This is a genomic window from Streptomyces xanthii (genome assembly GCF_014621695.1).
GTDB classification, from domain to species: Bacteria; Actinomycetota; Actinomycetes; order Streptomycetales; family Streptomycetaceae; genus Streptomyces; species Streptomyces xanthii.
This window is the reverse complement of the sequence record NZ_CP061281.1, coordinates 3,073,420-3,093,925: the sequence shown is the minus strand read 5'-3', so window position 1 is coordinate 3,093,925 and position 20,506 is coordinate 3,073,420. Positions and strand designations below refer to the sequence as shown.

General features: G+C 73.0%; 20 protein-coding genes. 13 read left to right on the top strand and 7 right to left on the bottom strand.

From position 1 onward, the window contains the following. Positions 1–113: 113 nt before the first annotated feature. Positions 114–2,246, bottom strand: coding sequence for a glycosyltransferase family 4 protein (locus IAG42_RS13855; protein ID WP_188337324.1), 2,133 nt, complete (start codon positions 2,244–2,246; stop codon positions 114–116). 192 nt (positions 2,247–2,438) lie between these two features. On the opposite strand from IAG42_RS13855, the gene IAG42_RS13850 reads away from it, so the two are divergent. Further along, positions 2,439–3,152, top strand: coding sequence for a hypothetical protein (locus IAG42_RS13850; RefSeq protein WP_188337323.1), 714 nt, complete (start codon positions 2,439–2,441; stop codon positions 3,150–3,152). 560 nt (positions 3,153–3,712) lie between these two features. Beyond that, positions 3,713–5,293 (top strand): glutamine-hydrolyzing GMP synthase, encoded by a 1,581-nt coding sequence (guaA, locus tag IAG42_RS13845; RefSeq protein WP_188337322.1) that lies wholly within the window; start codon positions 3,713–3,715, stop codon positions 5,291–5,293. Between the two features lie 58 nt (positions 5,294–5,351). On the opposite strand, the gene IAG42_RS13840 is transcribed toward guaA, so the two are convergent. After that, positions 5,352–5,834: a pyridoxamine 5'-phosphate oxidase family protein gene (locus IAG42_RS13840; protein ID WP_188337321.1), complete on the bottom strand. Its 483-nt coding sequence runs from the start codon at positions 5,832–5,834 to the stop codon at positions 5,352–5,354. Between the two features lie 128 nt (positions 5,835–5,962). Between IAG42_RS13840 and IAG42_RS13835 the strand changes: the two genes are divergently transcribed. From IAG42_RS13835 to IAG42_RS13825, 3 genes are all read left to right on the top strand, one after another. After that, entirely contained in the window at positions 5,963–6,754 is a 792-nt protein-coding gene (locus tag IAG42_RS13835) for a class II aldolase/adducin family protein (RefSeq protein ID WP_188337320.1), read from the top strand. Positions 6,755–6,964: 210 nt separating this feature from the next. Then, positions 6,965–8,236, top strand: coding sequence for a hypothetical protein (locus IAG42_RS13830; RefSeq protein ID WP_188337319.1), 1,272 nt, complete (start codon positions 6,965–6,967; stop codon positions 8,234–8,236). Positions 8,237–8,354: 118 nt separating this feature from the next. Beyond that, positions 8,355–8,870, top strand: a complete 516-nt coding sequence (locus IAG42_RS13825; RefSeq protein WP_188337318.1) for a DoxX family protein — start codon at positions 8,355–8,357, stop codon at positions 8,868–8,870. A 431-nt stretch (positions 8,871–9,301) separates the two neighbouring features. Here the strand turns inward: IAG42_RS13825 and IAG42_RS13820 are convergent, their stop codons facing one another. Next, positions 9,302–10,594 carry a PspC domain-containing protein gene (locus IAG42_RS13820; protein WP_188337317.1) on the bottom strand — a complete coding sequence of 431 codons (1,293 nt, stop codon included), beginning with the start codon at positions 10,592–10,594 and terminating at the stop codon, positions 9,302–9,304. 182 nt (positions 10,595–10,776) lie between these two features. On the opposite strand from IAG42_RS13820, the gene IAG42_RS13815 reads away from it, so the two are divergent. From IAG42_RS13815 to IAG42_RS13805, 3 genes are read left to right on the top strand one after another with little or no spacing between them, the layout of a single operon-like run. Next, on the top strand, positions 10,777–12,072 hold the full coding sequence (locus IAG42_RS13815) for an ATP-binding protein (protein ID WP_188337316.1): 1,296 nt from the start codon (positions 10,777–10,779) through the stop codon (positions 12,070–12,072). Then, on the top strand, positions 12,069–12,767 hold the full coding sequence (locus IAG42_RS13810) for a LuxR C-terminal-related transcriptional regulator (RefSeq protein ID WP_188337315.1): 699 nt from the start codon (positions 12,069–12,071) through the stop codon (positions 12,765–12,767). Before IAG42_RS13815 ends, IAG42_RS13810 begins: the two co-directional genes overlap by 4 nt. Further along, positions 12,764–13,585 (top strand): phosphotransferase, encoded by an 822-nt coding sequence (locus IAG42_RS13805; protein ID WP_188337314.1) that lies wholly within the window; start codon positions 12,764–12,766, stop codon positions 13,583–13,585. Before IAG42_RS13810 ends, IAG42_RS13805 begins: the two co-directional genes overlap by 4 nt. A 3-nt stretch (positions 13,586–13,588) precedes the next feature. Here IAG42_RS13805 and IAG42_RS13800 read toward each other — a convergent pair whose 3' ends face one another. Next, a complete protein-coding gene (locus IAG42_RS13800; RefSeq protein WP_188337313.1) occupies positions 13,589–14,017 on the bottom strand; it encodes an ATP-binding protein in 429 nt (142 codons plus the stop codon). 81 nt (positions 14,018–14,098) lie between these two features. Here IAG42_RS13800 and IAG42_RS13795 point away from each other — a divergent pair, with 81 nt between their 5' ends. The 4 genes from IAG42_RS13795 (at position 14,099) to IAG42_RS13780 (ending at position 16,839) form a co-directional block, all read left to right on the top strand. After that, positions 14,099–14,896 (top strand): helix-turn-helix domain-containing protein, encoded by a 798-nt coding sequence (locus tag IAG42_RS13795; RefSeq protein WP_223205994.1) that lies wholly within the window; start codon positions 14,099–14,101, stop codon positions 14,894–14,896. Next, positions 14,893–15,099 carry a DUF397 domain-containing protein gene (locus IAG42_RS13790; protein ID WP_223205993.1) on the top strand — a complete coding sequence of 69 codons (207 nt, stop codon included), beginning with the start codon at positions 14,893–14,895 and terminating at the stop codon, positions 15,097–15,099. The genes IAG42_RS13795 and IAG42_RS13790 overlap by 4 nt, the downstream gene beginning before the upstream one ends. Positions 15,100–15,317: 218 nt before the next feature. Continuing rightward, positions 15,318–16,160: a hypothetical protein gene (locus IAG42_RS13785; protein ID WP_223205992.1), complete on the top strand. Its 843-nt coding sequence runs from the start codon at positions 15,318–15,320 to the stop codon at positions 16,158–16,160. Between the two features lie 91 nt (positions 16,161–16,251). After that, complete coding sequence (locus tag IAG42_RS13780; RefSeq protein ID WP_188337311.1) at positions 16,252–16,839, top strand: GNAT family N-acetyltransferase; 588 nt, start codon at positions 16,252–16,254, stop codon at positions 16,837–16,839. A 16-nt stretch (positions 16,840–16,855) separates the two neighbouring features. Here IAG42_RS13780 and IAG42_RS13775 read toward each other — a convergent pair whose 3' ends face one another. Next, positions 16,856–17,653: a sigma-70 family RNA polymerase sigma factor gene (locus IAG42_RS13775; protein ID WP_449657191.1), complete on the bottom strand. Its 798-nt coding sequence runs from the start codon at positions 17,651–17,653 to the stop codon at positions 16,856–16,858. Between the two features lie 113 nt (positions 17,654–17,766). Beyond that, positions 17,767–18,813, bottom strand: a complete 1,047-nt coding sequence (locus tag IAG42_RS13770; protein WP_188337310.1) for a C40 family peptidase — start codon at positions 18,811–18,813, stop codon at positions 17,767–17,769. Between the two features lie 347 nt (positions 18,814–19,160). Here IAG42_RS13770 and IAG42_RS13765 point away from each other — a divergent pair, with 347 nt between their 5' ends. Then, positions 19,161–19,514, top strand: a complete 354-nt coding sequence (locus IAG42_RS13765; protein ID WP_188337309.1) for a hypothetical protein — start codon at positions 19,161–19,163, stop codon at positions 19,512–19,514. On the opposite strand, the gene IAG42_RS13760 is transcribed toward IAG42_RS13765, so the two are convergent. Further along, a complete protein-coding gene (locus IAG42_RS13760; protein ID WP_223205990.1) occupies positions 19,492–20,487 on the bottom strand; it encodes a tellurite resistance/C4-dicarboxylate transporter family protein in 996 nt (331 codons plus the stop codon). The two genes, IAG42_RS13765 and IAG42_RS13760, sit on opposite strands and share 23 nt — an antisense overlap. Positions 20,488–20,506: the final 19 nt, after the last annotated feature.

Sequence of the window (20,506 nt, the reverse complement as noted above, 5' to 3'; positions counted from 1 at the left end):
GGACCTCGTGGGTACGAAGGGCGGCCCCGCGATGGCGGACGCGGACGTGGCCGTGGTTTCGCAAAGAGGACCCTTGATCGGCGCGCATGGTTGTCCTGCAACTGACAGGATCTTTATGTGACCTGGGTCACGGCCTTCGGCTCCCGGGCCCGTACGCCCAGGTCATGGGCCCCGGTGAAGTGCAGACCGACCCCGTCGGGCCCCGCCGGGAACAGGTCCGTCTTGTTGCGGTCCATGACGTCGCTGCCGATCCGCCCGATCGGCACGGGCACCGCCGCGGCGGCCGACCGGTGCAGCCACAGCGTCCAGTCGGCCCGCTCCCCGCCGCGCCGCGCGGCCGCCTCCGCGTACGGCAGCGTGAACTCGAAGTGCTCGTCGGTCACCCGGACCACCGGCACCGAGAAGTCCCGCTCCTCGCCGGCCCGCGCGACGGCCACCACCCGCGCCCCGTCGAGCCCGCCGCGCACCCCGTACAGCGCCGCCCCGACCACGGCCCGCTCCGGCCCCGCGTCCACGTGCAGCACCTCGGCGTGCGCGGGCCGCAGCCAGGTCCGCAGCGCGAGGAACCCGTCGGACGTGGCGTACGGCAGCCAGGCCGCGACCCCGTCGGGAACCGTCCGCGGGCTCGCCCCGACCCGCCGGGCCCGCTCGGCGAGCCCGCACTCCAGACGCCGCCGGCGGTCGGTGCCGCGCGGGGCGACGTAGCAGTCCCAGCGGCCCTCGGCGAGACGGTGCGCGTCGGCCGCGACCACGACCCGCCCGTCCTGCGGCACCGCGAGCCGCACCTCCCGCCCCTTGGGGTCCCGGCGCAGCCGCGCCACGAAGTCCAGCGGCCCGGCCGGCAGCGTCGTCGCGTCGAACCGCACAGTGAACCCGCCGTCGCCGGTCGACCGGGCGAACGCGACGGGCGCCGCGGGAGCGGGCGCCGGCTCGGCCGCGGAGGGCGAAGGCACGGACGGGGTCGCCGCGGCGACCCGGGGCGCGGGAGCCGCGGACCGCAGCCGCCGCCACCACCGCGCCCCGAGCGAGGGCGCGGCCGGGGCCGCGACCGGCACCGGCCGCTGAGCGGGCGCCGCCGCGCCGCCGCGCTCCCGCCCCGCCGCCAGCTCCCGGAACAGCTCCTCGTACCGCAGCGCGACCGCCGCCGGCTCGAAGTCCCGGGCCCGCTCCAGCGCCGCCGCCCCGAGCCGTCCGCGCAGCGCGTCGTCCGACATGAGCCGCCGCAGCGCCTCCGCGTACCCGGCGACCCCCGCCTCCAGCGGCACGAGCAGCCCGTTCCGCTCGTGCTCGATGATCTCGGCCGGGCCGTGCGGGCAGTCCGTCGCGACCACGGGCACCCCGCAGTGCATGGCCTCGACGACGGTCATCCCGAAGGACTCCATGTCGGAGGTGACCGCCGCGATCGCGCCCTTCGCCCACTCGGTCTCGATGGGGGAGACCGGCCCCATGAGCCGCACCTGCCCGTACAGCCCGAGCCGGTCGATCCGCTCCCGCAGCGCCGCCTTCTCGGGCCCGCGCCCGTACAGCCGCAGCGCCCAGTCCGGATGCTCGGGGGCGACCTGCGCGAACGCGTCGACGAGCCGGTCGTAGCGCTTGACGGGGATGAGCCGCCCGGCCGCCACGATCACCTTGGAGTCCAGCGGCGACCGCTCCACGCCGGGCGCGGGCACCCCGTTCGGCACGCAGGCGATCCGCGTACGGACCTGGGGCAGCTCGGCGCGGTAGCGCGCGGCGTCGGCCTCGGACACGGTGACGAACGCGTCGAGCCGGGCCAGCGCCACGTTCTGCGCCTGGCGCACCTCGTCGGCGTGCCCGTCGTAGGAGAGGTGCTCCTGGCCGATGCGCAGATAGCGGTCGGCGCCGTACCGGGCGAGGTAGCCGTTGAGGATCGGCCGGGTCGCGATGACGATGTCGGCGTCGGTCCGGTCGAGGAACGCGGCGATCCGCTCGTCGTGCAGCGCGGTGTAGGCCAGCCGTCCGGTCCGGGTGCCGCGCTCGTGGTACATCGCGCACGGCTGCTGTGCGAGGGGTTCGCGGTCGGCGCGGTCGGGTCTGTCCTCGCGCAGGTCGAGCAGGGTGGTCATCCGCACGCGGGGGTCGAAGGGCAGCCCGGTGCGGTCGAGCGCCCGGTGCACGCTCACGACCTCGACCCGGTGCCGTTCGGCGAGCGCCGCCGACATGTTGGCCGTGGCACGGATGGTGCCGCCGATGCCGTACGCGTTGTTGAGCAGGAAGACGATCTTCACGATGGGGCACCAATGTTCCGCTATTGCGCTGTGTTGAGCGTCATGTGCGAGCAGTACAACCTTTTCGCCGATCCCCGATCGTTATGGGGAACGGGCGGTCAGGAGTGGTCCGACACCCCAGGTCCCGGCTTTGATGGCCGCTCGGCGTGACCGCAAGGGCGGTCGCGCGAGTGCATGAGGTGGAGAACGAACGTGAAGTCAGGTCTCGGGCGCACGCTGGCAGGGGTCGGTGCGCTGGTCGCGCTCACGGCGACCGCGGGTTGCGGCGGCGGCGCGGACGACGGCGGCAAGACCGCCGACAAGCCGTCCGCGAAGGCGTCGGCCACGGCCGAGCCCGGTCCGAAGCCGCTCGGCGAGGCGCAGCTGAAGAAGGCGGCGCTCGCGCAGGGCGATGTGAAGGGCTACCGGATCACCCCGGCGTCCGAGGACGAGATCCCGGACGTCAGCGTCCCGGCGGACCCGGCCTCCTGCCAGGCGATCGCCGACCTCTTCTTCGTCGGGACGGAGCCGGACGCCGAGGCGCGGGTGGCCCGCTCGGTGATCTCGACGGAGCAGACGGACGCGACGCTCCTGAAGGTGGGCCTGCTCGCCCACGAGGAGGCGAACGCGAAGAAGATCCTCGCCGAGGTGCGCGAGGAGAGCGAGAAGTGCCACGCGTACGAGCACACCGACTACCAGTACAAGGACGTCAAGCCGGGCGAGACGCCGAAGCTGGGCGACGAGGCGGTCGCGTTCACGCTGCGCGGTGACATCGACGGCGACAAGATGACGTTCGGGTACACGGTCGTGCGCAGCGGCTCGACCCTCGTCGTCTTCCAGGCGCTGAACGCTCTGGGCGGCGCCGAGGCCGAGGTGCCGGACGAGGTCGTCAAGGCACAGATGGACAAGCTGGAGAAGCAGGCGTAAACGCCGGCTGGTCGAGCAGGGGACCTGAAGCGAAGGCGTGGGGCCGGTCTACGCATCGTGCTCACCGATGGGGTCTGAAGTGCTGGTGTGTGGGGGCGGGACGGAGGCCGACCGGCCCCGGGCGTCCCCGGGACCGGCCGTTTCCTTGGTGTGACCGGGCTGCTGTCCCCTGCCGTCCGGTCACTGAGCTGAAGCGAGGTCCCACGACGTACGGCGTCACCGTGACGTCTCATCGCTCCAGCGGAGCCACGCGTGGTTCGGGCGGCCCGCCCCTGGCTGGCACGGACTAACCGAACCAACGAAGCGTCGCCCTCCGGGTCACGCGCCGTACGGGTGAGCCCGGAATCGAACAGGGGTGTGCCCCTGGAATGCGACGCGAAGCGTCTGCATTTCAGGGGCGCGGGACTGTACCGATCTGCGGCTCCGCCGCGGGGCGCGAGAAGCCCCACCGGAGCCGCACCCGCCGACGAACCGTCGCAGGCACACGCCCCGGCGACCGATCCACCCGAGCCGGTAGAATCGGGGTCACGACTCCCCGCTCAGCCGCCGGAAGGCAACCCGTGTCATCAGCGACCCCCGCTGCCACCGCCCCCGACACCGTCCTGGTCGTCGACTTCGGTGCGCAGTACGCCCAGCTCATCGCCCGCCGCGTCCGTGAGGCCCGGGTCTACAGCGAGATCGTGCCGAGCACCATGCCGGTCGCGGAGATGCTCGCCAAGAACCCGGCGGCGATCATCCTCTCCGGCGGCCCCTCGTCGGTCTACGCGGAGGGCGCCCCGCGCCTGGACCGCGCGATCTTCGACGCCGGCGTCCCCGTCTTCGGCATGTGCTACGGCTTCCAGCTGATGGCCACGGCCCTCGGCGGCACCGTCGACGACAACGGCGCCCGCGAGTACGGCCGCACCCCGCTCTCCGTCTCCAAGGCGAGCTCCACGCTGTTCGAGGGCACCCCCACCGAGCAGTCGGTGTGGATGTCGCACGGCGACGCCTGCTCGGCCGCCCCCGAGGGCTTCACCGTGACCGCGTCCACGGACGTCGTCCCGGTCGCCGCCTTCGAGAACGACGAGAAGAAGCTGTACGGGGTCCAGTACCACCCCGAGGTCATGCACTCGACCCACGGCCAGCAGGTGCTCGAGCACTTCCTGTACCGCGGCGCCGGCATCGAGCCGAGCTGGACCACGGGCAATGTGATCGAGGAGCAGGTCGAGGCGATCCGCGCCCAGGTCGGCGACAAGCGCGCGATCTGCGGCCTGTCCGGCGGCGTCGACTCCGCCGTGGCCGCGGCCCTCGTCCAGAAGGCCATCGGCTCGCAGCTCACCTGCGTCTACGTCGACCACGGCCTGATGCGCAAGGGCGAGACCGAGCAGGTCGAGAAGGACTTCGTCGCCGCGACCGGGGCGAACCTGAAGGTCGTCGACGCGTCCGAGCGCTTCCTGAACGCGCTGGCGGGCGTCTCCGACCCGGAGACCAAGCGCAAGATCATCGGCCGCGAGTTCATCCGCGTCTTCGAGCAGGCCCAGCTGGAGATCCTCCAGGAGGACGGCCCCGAGGTCGCGTTCCTCGTCCAGGGCACCCTGTACCCGGACATCGTCGAGTCCGGCGGCGGCACCGGCACGGCGAACATCAAGTCGCACCACAACGTCGGCGGTCTGCCCGACGACATCGAGTTCGAGCTCGTCGAGCCGCTGCGCCAGCTGTTCAAGGACGAGGTCCGCATGGTCGGCGCCGAGCTGGGCCTGCCGGACGAGATCGTCCAGCGCCAGCCGTTCCCGGGCCCGGGTCTCGGTATCCGCATCGTCGGCGAGGTGACGAAGGACCGTCTCGACCTCCTCCGCGAGGCCGACGCCATCGCCCGCGAGGAGCTGACGGCGGCCGGTCTCGACCGCGAGATCTGGCAGTGCCCGGTCGTCCTGCTCGCGGACGTCCGCTCCGTCGGCGTCCAGGGTGACGGCCGCACCTACGGCCACCCGATCGTGCTGCGCCCCGTCTCCTCCGAGGACGCCATGACGGCGGACTGGACCCGGATGCCGTACGAGGTCCTCGCCCGGATCTCGACCCGCATCACGAACGAGGTCGCGGACGTCAACCGCGTCGTGCTCGACGTCACGAGCAAGCCGCCGGGCACCATCGAGTGGGAGTAGTCCCCACGGTTCAGTGAGAGTGCCGCCCACCGCGCCGGTGGGCGGCACTTTCGCGTTCCTAGGCGCGCTTCATCGTGCGGACCGGGCCGCCGCCCGGGTTCCACACCCGCACCACCAGGTACGTGTCGTCCTCGACATACGTCCGGGTCACCTCGGTCAGCTCCGTGCGGAAGAGGTGGAAGGAGTCCGGGTCGGGGACCTCGACCTCGGAGGTGTAGCGGGCGATCGACTCCGCGTCCTCGACCGGCACCGCGCGCCCGCTGATCCGCACGTCGCCACCGCCCATCGACGTGCCCTCGCCCGGGTTCGCCTGCACCGCGAAGCGCGGGTCGCGCAGCAGGTCGCGGGCCTTGAGCGAGCCGGTCATCATGCCGAGCCAGAACTCGCCGTCCAGGAAGCGCACCTCCAGACCGCTGGTGCGCGGCGAGCCGTCCTTGCGGAGCGTCGCGAGGACGTGATGGACGTGCTGTGCGAAGCGCTCCTCGACGGTCCTGGCGAATTCGGGTTCGGCGGCGGCGAAGGCGGCCCAGTTCGACGTCATGCGTCGAGTCTCGCGCCGATACCCGACACCTCCTGTCGCCTTTCCCGTAGCTTCCCGGGGCGTTTCACCGCATTCTTTTCACAGCCCGGCTCTGTCGTCCTCGCGTCGCCGGAGGTACCTTCCGCAGCATGTCGACGCAGATCCCCGCCCCGATACCCACCGACCAGCTGCATTTCGCGATGCCGCCCGTGCACACCGACCCCGCCGACGAGCGGCGGTACCGCAAGGAGCGGCTCGCGGGGGCGCTGCGGAACTTCGGCCGGCTCGGGTACGAGGACGGCGTCTCGGGTCACATCACGGCCCGCGACCCCGAGTTCGAGGACTGCTACTGGGTCAACCCGTTCGGCATGCCGCTGCGGCACGTCACCGTCGGCGACCTCGTCCTGGCCAACGGGGACGGCCAGGTCCTGGAGGGCCGGTACCACGTCAACCAGGCGGCCTTCACCGTGCACGCCGAGGTGCACCGGGCCCGCCCCGAGCTCGTCGCCGTCGCGCACTGCCACTCCACGTACGGGCGGGCGCTGTCCGCGATCGGCGAGCTCATCGAGCCGATCACCCAGGAGGCCTGCGCCTTCTACGAGGACCACGCGCTGCTCGACGAGTACACGGGTGTGTCCGTCGACGCGGGGGAGGGCAAGCGGATCGCGGTCGCGCTCGGCGCGTTCAAGGCGCTGATCCTGCGCAACCACGGGCTGCTCACCGTGGGCGACTCGGTGGACGCCGCCGCCTGGTGGTTCATCGCGCTCGAACGCTGCGCGCAGGTGCAGCTCGCGGCGCGGGCCGCGGGCCGTCCCGTGCTGATCGACCGCCGCCAGGCCGTGGCGACCCGGGACCAGACCGGCGGGGACCTCGTCGCGTGGATCAACTACCAGAGCATGTGGCAGGACATCACGCGCAGTGAGCCGGAGTTCCTGGCCTGACAGACACCCGGCAGGCCGTCGATCGGCCCCTGACAGGCCCCTGACCGGGGAGGTCAACGTGCGTCCGGATCGTTCACCCGGGCGAGGCGGGGCCGTGCGCCGGAGCGTGCGCCGCGTAAGGCACAATTCCCTCTCATCACAAGGAAGTTGACGACAGGCGCCACGAGCCGCGTGACCGCTGTCGAACGATCTTGAAGGTGGGGCGTCGCGGTGGCGGTGCAGGAAGCCCGGCAGGGCCAGGGGACGCACGAGGGCGGCTGCGCGTGCGGCGACTGCCCGCACGGTGCGCGCGAGGGGCACCGCCGGGCCGTCGCCGCGTTCGCCGCCAAACGCGACGAGTTCGCGGCCGGGCAGGGCCTGCCGCCCGCCGTCGAGCACTCGGCCGGAGCCTCCCGCCAGTGGATCTCCGACGAGCTGACCCAGTCCGCGCGGGACGTCACCGAGCGCGGCCGCGAGGAGAGCGCCATCTGGCTCGCCGCGCTGTGGCCGCGCACCCTGTGGGTGGTCTGGGGCGGTGTCGGCGTGCTGCTGCTCGTCCAGCTCCTCACCGCGTCCGGCTCCGGCTGGACCACGGCCCGCTCCGCCGGGCTCGCCGCCGCCGTCCTCCTGGCCGGGCTGCTGACCTGCGCCGCGTATCTGCACCGGGCCCGCGGCGGCGTCCTCGCCCCGCTCACCGGCGAGGACAACCGGCTGTCCACCTCGCGCGCCGTCGCCGCCGCCGTCCTCCTCCTCACCGTCCACGCCGTGCTCGTCCTCGCCGGTGAACTCGCCGTCGCCGACGGCCCGGCCCGCCGCGACGCCCTCATCGACGGGCTCGAACTCGCCCGGGGCGCCGGCCTGCTGACCGTCCTCGCGGTCGTCTGCGCGGTCGCCGTCCTGGTCCGCCGGGTCGTCGCCCTGCGCGTCGCCGGGCAGCGGCTGCAGAAGGTGCGGGCCGCCCGGCCGCGCGCCGCCGACCTGCTCACCGACGACGCCGGGCGCGGCAGCTTCACCGACACCCAGTACGTGGCCGTCAGCGCGGCTGCGGTCGTGTGGGCGGCGGCCCGGCTGGCCCGCCGTCCCGACCAGCTGCCCGATCTGCCCTGGGGGCTCGCCGTCCTCGTCCTCGTCTCGGCCGCCACGTACCTGTGCGGCAAGTACGCGGAGGGCGGCAGGCCGGTGATCCTCTCCGTGGTGCGGGCACGGGAGGCCGGTGACCTGGACGCGCCGATCCGCACCGGCGACGACATCGAGATCCGCGGCGCCGGGTTCGTGCCGCCCGGCGCGGGCGGTGCCGAACAGCTCGCCCGGGTCGCCGTCCGCATCGGCCCCGTCCACGTCCACGTACCGCTGGTCCCGGTCCCGGGCGGCTTCACCAACCCCACCGACGCGCTGCTCACCGTGCCCGTCCCGGTCGACGTCGAGCCCGGCCGGGTCGAGGTGCAGGTGATCACCGCGACCGGTGTCGAGACGAACCGGGTCACCGTCGACGTCCTGGACTGATTCCTTCGCGCCGCCGGGCACGTCCGAACGGCCCCACGACTGAGCCGGATCGCGCTCGCGTACGTATCGTCAGATGACGGGTTGCAGGCACCAGGCGCGGAGAGGCGGCGGACCGGCGATGGCACACGGCATGCGGACGGACGTGCACACCAGCTACGTCGAGGGGAGCACCGACTGGCGGGACTCCGCGCAGCGGTTCGCGCTGCTCCCGCTCCGGATATTCCTCGGCGTCACCTTCATCTACGCGTCCTTCGACAAACTCACCGACAGCGCCTTCTTCAAGGCGAGCGGGCCCGGGTCGATCGGGGCCCAGATGCACGGGGTGCGCGACATCTCCGCGTTCCCCGAACTGGTCGACCTGGCCCTCAAGTCGCCGCCCGCCTTCGGCTACGCGATCGCCCTCGGCGAGCTGGCGGTCGGGATCGGGACGCTGCTCGGCATCCTCGCGCGGGTCGCCGCGCTCGGCGGGGCGCTCATCTCCCTCAGCCTGTGGCTCACGGTCTCCTGGGCGACCGAGCCCTACTACCTGGGCAACGACCTGGCCTACCTCATGGCATGGCTGCCGCTGATCCTGGCGGGGGCGGCGATCTGGTCCGTCGACGCGTGGTGGCGCGAACGCCGGGCGCGGCCGTAGGGGTTCACGGTTTCGTCGCCGGGTGCGGGCCGGTGGGGCTTCTCGCGCAGTTCCCCGCGCCCCTGAAATGCATGGCGCTGCGCGCCGCATTTCCCCGAGAAAGGCGCGGGTCGGCTTCTCCTCGGGGAAGGTGCGGGGCGCCTTTGGCCGGGGGAAGGCGCGGCGAAGCCGCAGCCTTCCAGGGGCGCGGGGAACTGCGCGAGAAGCCCCACCGGCCCGCACCCGTAAACGCTCAGTCGGAGCTACGGCGCCGCCCCCGCACCCGGAACAGCTGCGTCACCGCCCCCACGAGAAGCGCCAGAACCAACCCCCCGCACACCAGAGGCACGGCGACCCACCAGGGAGCCGTCCAAGCCTCACCCGCGTCGCCGAAGTAGACGACCGCCGTGACGAGCAGCACCACCCCCGCCACCAGCCGCCCCGGAAAGAAGTCATGCCGCACGGGACACCTCCACCTGTCCGAGCCCGACCTCGACGTGGACCCTGATCAGCCCCACGTCCTCGCTGCCCCGCGCCGCGGGCAGCGTCACCTTCTCGTCGACGTCCGGCCGCACGTCGACGTCGCCCGACGGGTCGTCCGGCAGCCGCACGTCCCCGACCCCGACCTCGAGCCGCAGTTCCACCCGCTCGTCCTTCGGCAGCACGAGTTTCACCCGCCCCGCCCCGACCTCGACCCGCGTGGACACGGCCCCGCCCCGCGCCACGTCCACCCGGGACAGATCGAGCGTGCCGGTGCCGGACCCCAGCCCGTACCGCGGTTCGACCCGCGCCGCGCTCGCCGGCGTCCACGTCTCCCGCATCCACTCCTTGGTGATGTCCGCGGGCAGCGCGGCGGACGCCGTGAGCAGTCCCGCCGTGAGCACGGCCAGCACGATCGACCCGGCCCCGGTCCGCCCCCGGAACGCGCTCACCGCGATGCCGAGCCCGAAGACCGCGAGCGCGCAGGCGAACCCGGTCTGCAGACTCGCCGGGAGCGTCCGCTCGTCCCAGGTGACCCCCGTGCCGACGCACGCGGCGACCAGCGCGCCCAGGAACACCCGCCCGCCGATGCCCCGCGGCCCGCGCGGAGGGGCGGGCGGAGCGGGACGCCTCGTCGCGGGCCCGCCCCCGGCCCCGTACGCGGGACCGAGGTCCTCGCTGCCCGCGGGCCCCCAGAAGTACCCGGTGGCGCCGACGTGCGTGCCGTCCTTCACGATCGGGTCCCGCCACCAGGACGGCGGCCCGGAGACGGGCGGCGCCTGCGCCTCGGGCGGCGCGTCGGCGACGGCCTGCGCGGCCACCGGGTCGGGGTCCGCGCCGCGCCGCTGCTGCGACCAGTAACCGGTGCCCGCGAGCAGCAGGGCCAGCACGGCGGCGAACGTGAGCACGCCCCCGTTGTTCAGCATCGACAGGAACAGCCCGCATCCGAGCAGCGCCGTGACGATCGCGGCGAGCCCCGGCCCGTCGACGCGTCCGGTGAGCAGTTTGCGGAACTCGTTCTCGTCCTCGTCGTCGTAGGGGACGAACAGCCACGCGAAGCCGTAGAAGATGAGCCCGACGCCGCCGGTCACGGAGAGCACGGCGAGGCCGATCCGGAAGATCACCGGATCCATGTCGCACTGCCGGCCGAGCCCCGCGCAGACCCCGCCCAGCGTCTTGTACCGCCGGTCGCGGCGGAAGCGGGGCGGGGTCCTGGTGTCGTCGGGGACCGTCGGGTCCGTCGGGTTCTGGGGGGCCTGCGTCATACGTCCATGGTGACGGGCCCGCGCCGCCGGGGGCAGCAGGGACAACCCTGGCGGAACCCTGAGATCGCCCTGACCCGCGCCGGCCCCCGACGGGAGATCACCCGCCCCCGGCGGGAGATCAGGGGAGTCCCAGGGGTCGACCCTGATGCCCGATGACCGCGTGCCGTGTGACGATCGGTGCCATGCCGGAAGCAGCGACCGCCCCTCTCACCGAAGACCCGCGCGACCCGCGGCCGCCGCGCAAGCTCTACCGCAGCAGCGACGGACGCTGGCTGGGCGGGGTCGCGCGGGGCCTCGCGGGGCATCTCGGGCTGCCGGTGATCTGGGTGCGCCTCGTCTTCGTCGGCCTGTTCATGGCCGACGGGCTCGGCGCGCTGCTCTACGCCGCGTTCTGGTTCTTCGTGCCGCTGGGCGTGGGCGGCGTCGGCGCCGAGCGGCCGCCGGTGCTCACGTCGGAGGTGTCGGCGGACGGCCGGCGCCGGCTCGTCACGCGCCGCCCCGACCGGGGCCAGGTGCTCGCGCTGCTGCTCATGGTCATCATGTCGATGATCTTCGTCCAGAACGTGAACCTCACCGGCAACACCAAGGCGTACGTCGTCCCCACGATCCTCGTCGGCGCGGGCGTCGCCCTCGTGTGGCGGCAGGCGGACAACGCGCGCCGGGCCCGCTGGGTGGAGGTCGGACGGCGCCGGCGCACCCTCAACCTGGCGCGGGCCGCGGCCGGCGTCCTGCTCGTCGGCGCGGGCGTCACCGGCATCTTCGTCACCCAGGGCGCCACCGAGCACCTCGGCTCGATCCTCCAGGCGGCCCTCGCCGTCCTCGTCGGCGTGGCCCTGCTCGCCGGCCCCTATCTCATCCGCATGACCCAGGACCTGTCCGAGGAACGCCTGATGCGCATCCGCGCCCAGGAGCGCGCCGAGGTCGCCGCGCACGTCCACGACTCCGTGCTGCACACCCTGACCCTGATCCAGCGCAACGCGGACAGCCCGGCCGAGGTGCGCCGCCTGGCCCGCGCGCAGGAACGCGACCTGCGGGCCTGGCTCTACAAGCCGGCCGCCGCCGAGAACCCGCAGGAGCCCGAGACGGTCGCCGAGGCCGTCAAGCGCAGCGCGGCCGAGGTCGAGGACAAGCACGGCGTCCCCCTGGAGGTCGTGGTCGTCGGCGACTGCCCCCTGGACGAGAAGCTCGCCGCACAGATGCAGGCCGCGCGGGAAGCGATGGTGAACGCCGCCAAGTACGGTGGCGAGGGCGGGCCGGTGCAGGTCTACGCGGAGGTGGAAGGGGACGAGGTCTTCGTCTCCGTACGGGACCGGGGCCCCGGCTTCGATCTCGACGCGATCCCCGCGGACCGCATGGGCGTAAGAGAATCGATCATCGGCCGGATGGAGCGCAACGGCGGGACGGCCCGGCTGCGGGCGGTCCCCGACGGGGGCACCGAGGTCGAACTGACCATGAAGAGGGCGGAGAAGTCAGCATGACGGAACACACCGAGGAAACGGCTCCCGCTCCGGGACGGCACGTGCGGGTGGTCCTGGTCGACGACCACCGCATGTTCCGTACCGGTGTGCAGGCCGAGATCGGCCGCACCGAGGAGACCGGCGTCGAGGTCGTCGGCGAGGCGGCCGACGTCGACCAGGCCGTCACCGTCATCACGGCGACCCGCCCCGAGGTCGTCCTCCTCGACGTCCACCTCCCGGGCGGCGGCGGCGTCGAAGTCCTGCGCCGCAGTGCCCCGTTGATGGCCGACGCGGACAACCCCGTCCGCTTCCTGGCCCTTTCGGTCTCCGACGCGGCCGAGGACGTCATCGGCGTGATCCGCGGCGGTGCCCGCGGCTACGTCACGAAGACCATCACCGGCACCGACCTCGTCGACTCCATCTTCCGCGTCCAGGAAGGCGACGCCGTCTTCTCCCCGCGCCTCGCCGGCTTCGTCCTCGACGCCTTCGCCTCCACCGACGCCCCGCCGGTCGACGAGGACCTCGACCGCCTCACCCAGCGCGAACGCGAGGTCCTGCGCCTGATCGCCCGCGGCTACGCCTACAAGGAGATCGCGAAGCAGCTCTTCATCTCCGTGAAGACGGTCGAGTCCCACGTCTCGGCGGTCCTTCGCAAACTCCAGCTCTCCAACCGGCATGAGCTGACCCGCTGGGCGACGGCGCGGCGCCTCGTGTGACCGGCACCGGTCCCGAGCCGCTGCCCGGCGGGCTCGCGAACGCGGGCGCCGTCTTCCGCACCGGCGAGACCGTCGACCGCCCGGCCCCGCCGCACGCCTCCGCGCTCCACGCCCAGCTGCGGGCGCTGCGCGCGCGGGGCTTCGACGGGGCGCCGCTGCCCGTCGCCCACGATCCGGCCCGCGACCGCGAGCGGCTGACCTACGTCCCCGGCGACGTCGCCCTGCCGCCGTTCCCGCCCTGGGCCATGACCGACGCGTCGCTCCGCTCGGTCGGCGCGCTGCTGCGCCGCCTGCACGACGCGTCCGCGCTCGACGCCGAAGCCCTGGGCGCGGCCTGGCCGCGGGACATGGCCGACCCCGAGGGCGGCACGGTCCTGTGCCACAACGACGTCTGCCCCGAGAACGTCGTCTTCCGCGACGGCCGGGCCGTCGCCCTCATCGACTTCGACCTCGCGGCCCCCGGCCGCCCGGTGTGGGACCTGGCGATGACCGCCCGTTACTGGATCCCGATGCTCGACCCGCACGGCGCCGCCCACTCCTACCCGCCCCACCTCGACGCCCCGCGCCGCCTCACCGTCCTCGCCGACGCGTACGGCCTCGCCCCCGCCGACCGCGCCGCGCTCCCCGCCACGATCGAGGAGGCCACGGCGGTCTGCCGGGCCTTCGTCGCCGCCCGCCTGACCGCGGGCGACCCGCACTTCACCCGGGCTCACGCGGAGCGCGGCGGCTGGCCCCGCTGGGACCGCCTCCAGACCTGGCTGGAGGACCACCGAGGGGAGTTCATGGCGGCGCTGACGGCCGGCCCGCCCAGGACGTGACCGCTACGGGCCCGGGGTGAGCGCCAGCTCGAACCACACCACCTTGCCCACCCCGGGCTCCCGCCGCTCCGCACCCCACTCGTCCGCCAGCACCGCCACGAGCGCCAGCCCCCGCCCCGACTCGTCCTCGACGGACGCCGCCCGGACCACCGGCAGCACCTCGCTCGCGTCCGTCACCTGCACCCGCAGCCGCCCCCCGGCCAGGATCGCCCGCGCCCGGACCTCCCGGCCCGGCGGGTCGGCGGCGTGCCGGTACGCGTTCGTCATCAGCTCGCTGAGCAGCAGCTCCGCCGTGTCGATCACCGCCGGGTCGAGCCCCCACGACCCGGCCTGCTCCCGGAACAGCGACCGCGCGCGCCCCACACTCCGCGCACGCCGTGCCATGCGCCATTCGATGTCCTGCGGAAGCCTCGTGGGCCGTTCGCTGTGCATGCGCACCAAGGTCTCGTCCGGGCCGCTGCCGGGGGAGTGACCACGTGGGTACAACGGGTACTTGTACCTGTCGTGGACCCGGTGACGAATCCCGCCTGGCGCTACTGCGGCAGCCAGATCAAGCTCTGGCGCACGGAGGCGGGCGTGGCGCGCGAGACTCTGGCCGACGAGGCCGGTTACGGCTACGAGTACGTGAAGTCGATGGAGAACGGCCGGCGCCGCCCCACGACCCACCTGCTCCAGGTCGCGGATCTGCTGTGCAAGGCGGGCGGCAAGATCGCCGCCGCGCAGCAGTACCTCAAGCCGGAGCCGCACCCCCAGCGCTCCCAGGAGTTCATGTCCCTGGAGCGCGACGCGATCGCCGTCTCCTCCTACGAACCCCTGCTCATCCCGGGCCTGTTACAGGCCTCCGAGTACGCCAAGGCCCTGATCGGGGCCAGCTCCCCGCCCCTCGACGACGAGACGGTCGAGCAGCGGGTAGCCGGTCGCCTCAAGCGACAGGAGGCGCTGACCGCGCGGCCGGGCGTCATGTTCTCGTTCGTGGTGTTCGAGGCGGCGTTGCGGACGCAGGTGGGCGGGCGGGAGGTCATGAAGGGGCAGCTCGAACGCCTGCTGGACGTGGGTGAGTTGCGGAACGTGTCGATTCAGGTGCTGCCGTTCGGGAGGGCGTACGGGGTTGCGCTGCGGGGTGCTGTCGTCCTGCTGGAGATGGCGGACCATGAGCGGTACGCGTATGTGGAGGGGCCGGAGACCAGCACGCTGTATGCCGATGCGGACAAGGTCAGTGCCCTGGTCCGCGCCCATGACATGATCCGGATGCATGCGCTCGGCCCTGGAGACTCAGCCGAATTCATCAGGAAGGTGAGGGGAGAACTGTGAACGGCGACGCCCGTCTGACGTGGTTCAAGTCGAGCTACAGCGACGATCAGGGCGGAAACTGCGTCGAAGCCGCCCTCGCCCCCAACCGCACCCACATCCACATCCGAGACTCGAAGCTCGGGTCCCAGAGCCCGACCTTCGCCTCGACTTCTGGTGCCTGGACGGCATTTCTGACGCACGCCTGCGCCACCCGCACCGCCTGAACCCCGAGCTTCGAGGCGCGAGCCCTGCCTTCAGTGGAATGGGTGGATGGGTCTCAACCCACCACCCACCCTCCCCCGAAGCGGACCCGTGATGACTTTCCGTGATCGGCTTGCGGCGGAGTGTCGCGACACTCTAAGTTCGCGACAACAAACAACCCCGGCCGGGTGCTACCAACACCCGCCGGGGTCTGACCTCCAAGATCGGAAACGACGATCTCGTGGCTACTCAAAACCTTAGCCCTGCCCTGCCGTCCCCCGCACATCCCCTGGCCAACCCCGGCTACGGAAAGCGCGGCACCCCGGACCAGGAACCCCTCCACCGCGACACCTTCGCGCACCTCCCCCTCCGCGCCCGCTACCTCGCCGGGTTCATCGACGCGCTGCCCGAGGGCGCCGCCATAGACGCCAAGACGCTCGCCAAGTCCCAGCCGCTCTACGGGCAGATGGCTGTGCGCTCGGCACTGAACGAGCTGACCGAGGCCGGGCACCTGCGCAGGGTGCGCCGGGTTGCCGAGCAGGAAGGCGGCACGGTCCGCTGGGTCTCGGAGACGTACTGGTCCCGCACCGCACGCAGGAGCGCATGGTGGACCCGGTTCCTCGATGGTGACGTACCGGAGCCGGAGGCGGCCCGGGTGTCCGTGCCGGAACAGCGCGCGCCCCGCAGCGAGGCGTACCGGGTGCTCGCCCAGCTGGGACTCCGCGAACCCCGTCTGGCCTTGTCCGCCGCGGACTGCTCGGCGCTGGAGGACCTCGCCGCCACCTGGCTGGCCCGCGACCCGGCCCCGTACGGCCTCACCCAGGCCCTGACGGCGGGCCTCCCCGCGACGGTCCACGCACCGCGCGCCTTCGTCGAGCGCCGCCTGCGCGACAAATTCCCGCCGGAGCGGACGCGGTTCCGTCCATCGGCCCCACCCGAAGGGCCCCGCCGCCGCACCTTGGTCGAGTGCACGGAATGCGGCGTCCCCGGCCGCCCCGAAGCCATCCCCGACGGCCTCTGCCGCCCCTGTCAGGCGACCCGACCTCGCACGGCCCCTGTCGATCTGACGATCCGCCACGGATGATGCGCGTGCATGTCCCGCGAGCATGGTGCCTGCCGCTGTGCTCCAAAAATCGGAAGGCGGGTCACCCGTGTGCGGAGGCACGATGGTGTGCATGACCCTGACGACGCCCGAACTGCACACCGCGCGCCTGCGACTGCGTCCTTTCACGGAGGCCGACGCGACCGCGCTGTTCGCTCTGCACAGCAACGCGCACGTGCTGCGTTACTGGGACTCCCCGCCGTGGACCGACCCGGCCCGAGCCGAGCGCTTCGTCGCGGTCTGCCGGAGGATCGAGGAGGAGGGCAGCGGGGCGCGGGTGGCCATCGAGCGTGCCGCCGACGGAGCCTTCGTCGGATGGTGCGGTCTGGTGGAATGGAACCCTGACTTCCGTAGCGCGTCGCTGGGTTACTGCCTGGGCGAGGAGATGTGGGGTCAGGGATACGCGACGGAGGCCGCGCACGCCTTGCTGCGGTGGGCCTTCGACACGCTGGACCTGAACCGGGTCCAGGCCGAGACCGACACGCGCAACGTGGCCTCCGCCCGGGTCCTGGAGAAGGTCGGGTTCGTGCGTGAGGGGACGCTGCGGGAGGACTGCGTCGTGAACGGCGTGGTGTCCGACTCGTGGGTGTTCGGACTGCTCCGGCGGGAGTGGCGAGAGCAGCCCGACAGCGCGCCCGCCGAGCGGGTGGCCGGGGGCTGAGCCGGCCCGCATCCCGCTACGCCGGCAGCACCGCGATCTCCATCCCCGCCAGCTCCGCCCGCTCCGCCACCACCTGGATTCCCGTGATCGCGGAGCCGTCCCGCGTGAACGTGAAGGTGAGGACCAGGGACAGGCGGCCGTGGACGGACATGACCAGGGCGGGGGTGCCGTCGATGAGGGCCGGGCCGGTGAGGCGGGCGCGGGACATGGCCGCCATCGCGCTTTCGGCGACGGAGCGGGCGCCGGAGAGGGTGACCGGGTGCGGGGTCGGGATGACCGCCGCGTCGGCGTGCAGGACCACGTCGGGGGCCAGGAGTGCGAGAAGGGCCTGGAGGTCGCCGCCCCGGGTCGCCGACAGGAACGCCTCGACCATGCGGTGGCGGCGGGTCAGGTCGGGGGAGGGGAGAGGCGTGGCGCCCTTCACGCGGCGGCGGGCGCGGCTCGCCAGCTGGCGTACGGCCGCGGGGGAGCGGTCCAGGAGCGGGGCGATCTCGTCGAACGGGACGGAGAACGTGTCGTGGAGGACGAACGCGACCCGCTCCGCCGGCGACAGCGTGTCCAGGACGACCAGGAGCGCGACGCCCACCTCGTCGGCGAGCAGCGCCTCCTCCTCCGGACCCGCCACACCCGCGTCCAGCGTGTCGAGCGGGTCCTCGCGACGGGTCGTACGGGAACGCAGGAGGTTCAGGCAGACGCGGGCCACGATCGTGGTCAGCCAGGCGGACAGGTTCTCGATCTCGGCCCTGTCCGCGCGGTCGGCCCGCAGCCACGCCTCCTGCACCGCGTCCTCGGCCTCGGCGAGCGAACCGAGCATGCGGTACGCGACCGAGCGCAGCCGGGGCCGCTCCGCCTCGAAGCGGTCCGCCAACTCCCGTGTCCCGTTGCCTGGTTCGCTCGTCACAGGGGCAGTAGATCACGGGCGGTGGATCACGCCACCCTGGTCGCCCCCGCGAACGGCATCTCGTCGATCGGGGCGATCCGGATCGGCGCGCTCGGGTTCGGGGCGTGGATCATCTTGCCGCCGCCGATGTACAGGCCGACGTGCGAGATCCCGGAGTAGAAGAACACCAGGTCCCCGGGCTGGAGTTGGGAGCGGGCGACGCGACGGCCCGCGTTGATCTGCGAGTACGTCGTGCGGGGCAGGGAGACGCCTGCCGCGCGGTACGCGGCCTGCGTCAGGCCCGAGCAGTCGTACGCGGAGGGGCCGGTCGCGCCCCAGACGTAGGGCTTGCCGAGCGCGCCGTACGCGTAGGAGATCGCCGCCGCCGTACGGGAGTTGGTCGCCTTCGCGGGGGCGCCCGCGGTGGTGTCGCGCGGGGCGGAGCGGGAGGCGCGGTCCGCGGCGGGCTCGCGCTCGGCCGGGGTGAGGCGGTCGAGGAGGCGGCGGGCCTCGGCGAGCTTGCGGGTCACGGTCTTCTTCTGGCGTTCCAGCTCGGCCCTGCGGGCCTTCAGCCGGCCGAGCTCGCCGTCCGCCCGCTGCCGGAGCTGGTCGATCGCGCGCAGCTCCTTGCGGACCCGGGTGATCGAGGCGGCCTGCCGGGTGCCCGCCCGCTCGGCGAGGGCGGCCCGGTCGAGATAGCGGTCCGGGGTGGAGGAGAGGAGCAGCTGCACGGAAGGGTCGATGCCGCCGGTGCGGTACTGGGCCGCCGCCGTCTCGCCGAGGGCCCGGCGCTGGTCGCCCAGCGCGTCCTCGCGGCGGGCCGCCTCGTCCTGGAGGGCGGAGACCTTCTTGCCGGCCTCGCGCGCCTTCTCCTTCGCACCGTTGTACCGGTCGGTGGCGGCCTCCGCCTCCTGGTAGAGCCGGTCGACCTTCGCCCTCACCTGAGCGGGGGTGAGGTCGGGTTCCGCGTGGGCCACGCCGCCCTCGAAGGCGGTGGCGGCGGTCGCCGCGGAGGCGAGCGCGAGGGTGGCCGCGGTACGGGCCGTGTGGCCACTGATGGAGCGCTGTTTCGGCTTGCGATGCGCTGCCGGCACGTTCAGCCACGTCCTTTCGGGTCGTACTGCACGCACTGCTTCGTACGCCCGCCGGGAGGGGTTCTTACGCGTCCGGCGGCGGCCCGCACAGGGGGAGCGGGCCGCCGCCGGACCTTTCTCGGCGGTGGTGGCCGACTGCCGCCCCTGGCCGGGCGGCGGTGGGGAGCCGGTCACCTGAGGAAGGACGCTAAACCTCGGCGTAACGGGTTGGTGTCGGACTGTCCCCAACTGGCCCCTTTGTTGCGCGCTGTGGCGGAGTGTGACAGTCCGTTGTTCGTGCGTGACCGGCGGGGAGGGGCGGGGGAGCGGTGAAGGGGGCCGGCCGGCGCTTGGTTAGGCTCCGCCTCATGGACGTACTCCTGCACCTCTTCGTCGGCCTGCACATCATCGGCATCGCCTCGCTGCTCGGCGGGTTCCTCACGCAGATGCCGGCGCTGAAGCAGGGCACCGCCCGCTTCAACAAGGCGATGCTGCACGGCGCGCTGACGATGCTGGTGACCGGCGTCGCCCTCGTCGGCCTCAACCAGGCCCAGGACTACAGCGTCGACAACATCAAGATCGGCGTGAAGCTCGCGATCCTGATCGTCATCCTCGGCATCGTCTACGTGAAGCGGGACGAGGAGAAGGCGGAGAAGCCGCTGTTCCTCACGGTCGGCGCGCTGACCGTGGCGAACATCTTCATCGCCGTCCTGTGGACCTGAGCGCCGCCAGCGACCTGACCGCTCCCGTCGCCGTCGCGAGCCACACCGCGACCGCGATCCACACGAGCACCCGCCCCGGCGTCTCCAGCCACGACGTCTCCACGGCGGTGGCGACCATCAGCGTCGCCACCGCGGTCATCCCCATCGGGAACACCGTCGACCAGCGCCGCACGTCGTAGTGCGGCCGGGGCCGCACCACCTCGGCCACGCACAGCACGACGTACCAGCTGAGATCGAGCGTGAGCAGCAGCCCGGCCATGAACCGCAGGACCTCGGTGTCCTGGTTGTTCCACAGGTCACCCGCCCGCCCCGCGAGCACGAGCCGCGCCGCCGCGAGCGCCGAGATCGCGAGCGCGCCGCCCGCCACCCAGTGGTCCCCGGCCCCGGTCAGCACCTGCCGCAGATCGAAGCGGACGAACGCCGCCGCGTAGACCACGAGCCCGAACCAGAAGAACCCCACCGCCGCGTAGCCCAGCCACGCCACGTGCGCCGACGCGCTCAGCGTCGCCCCGAGCACCGCAAGGGCCTGCGTCGCGACGCACGTGATGAAGACGGCGCCGGGCATCTTCGGCCGCCAGTGCCGCACCACGGCCACGAACAGCACCGGCCACACCACCACCGCGATCCCCAGCAGCACCTCGGCGAACCCGAGGCTCCCGGCCAGCGCGTACCGCGTGCCGAGCACACACGTCGCGGCCACCGCCGTGAGCGCCGCGGGCGTGTCCGCCTCCCGCTCCCAGCGGCCCCGGTCCCCGAACAGGCGGGTGACGAAGACGACCGCGAGCAGCCCCCACAGCGCGGAGGCCGGCACGAGGAACACCGTCGACAGCACGTCCTGCCCGAGCAGGTGGAGGCCGATCGAGACGATGCCGGTGGCCATGACGGCGGCGCCGGCGGCCGGAGGGATCGTCGCCCAGGGTGAGGCGGGTGCGGTGTCGGGGGTCCCGGGCACGTCCGGGCGGTCGCGGTCCACCGCCCGAACGTAACCGCGA

Coding starts and splice junctions, on each gene's coding strand:
- IAG42_RS13815 (WP_188337316.1), top strand. CDS start 10,777: ATGCCGGAAGCAGCGACCGCCCCTCTCACCGAAGACCCGCGCGACCCG.
- IAG42_RS13835 (WP_188337320.1), top strand. CDS start 5,963: ATGTCGACGCAGATCCCCGCCCCGATACCCACCGACCAGCTGCATTTC.
- IAG42_RS13825 (WP_188337318.1), top strand. CDS start 8,355: ATGGCACACGGCATGCGGACGGACGTGCACACCAGCTACGTCGAGGGG.
- IAG42_RS13780 (WP_188337311.1), top strand. CDS start 16,252: ATGACCCTGACGACGCCCGAACTGCACACCGCGCGCCTGCGACTGCGT.
- IAG42_RS13765 (WP_188337309.1), top strand. CDS start 19,161: ATGGACGTACTCCTGCACCTCTTCGTCGGCCTGCACATCATCGGCATC.
- IAG42_RS13840 (WP_188337321.1), bottom strand. CDS start 5,834: ATGACGTCGAACTGGGCCGCCTTCGCCGCCGCCGAACCCGAATTCGCC.
- IAG42_RS13775 (WP_449657191.1), bottom strand. CDS start 17,653: ATGCTCGGTTCGCTCGCCGAGGCCGAGGACGCGGTGCAGGAGGCGTGG.
- IAG42_RS13810 (WP_188337315.1), top strand. CDS start 12,069: ATGACGGAACACACCGAGGAAACGGCTCCCGCTCCGGGACGGCACGTG.
- IAG42_RS13800 (WP_188337313.1), bottom strand. CDS start 14,017: ATGCACAGCGAACGGCCCACGAGGCTTCCGCAGGACATCGAATGGCGC.
- IAG42_RS13820 (WP_188337317.1), bottom strand. CDS start 10,594: ATGACGCAGGCCCCCCAGAACCCGACGGACCCGACGGTCCCCGACGAC.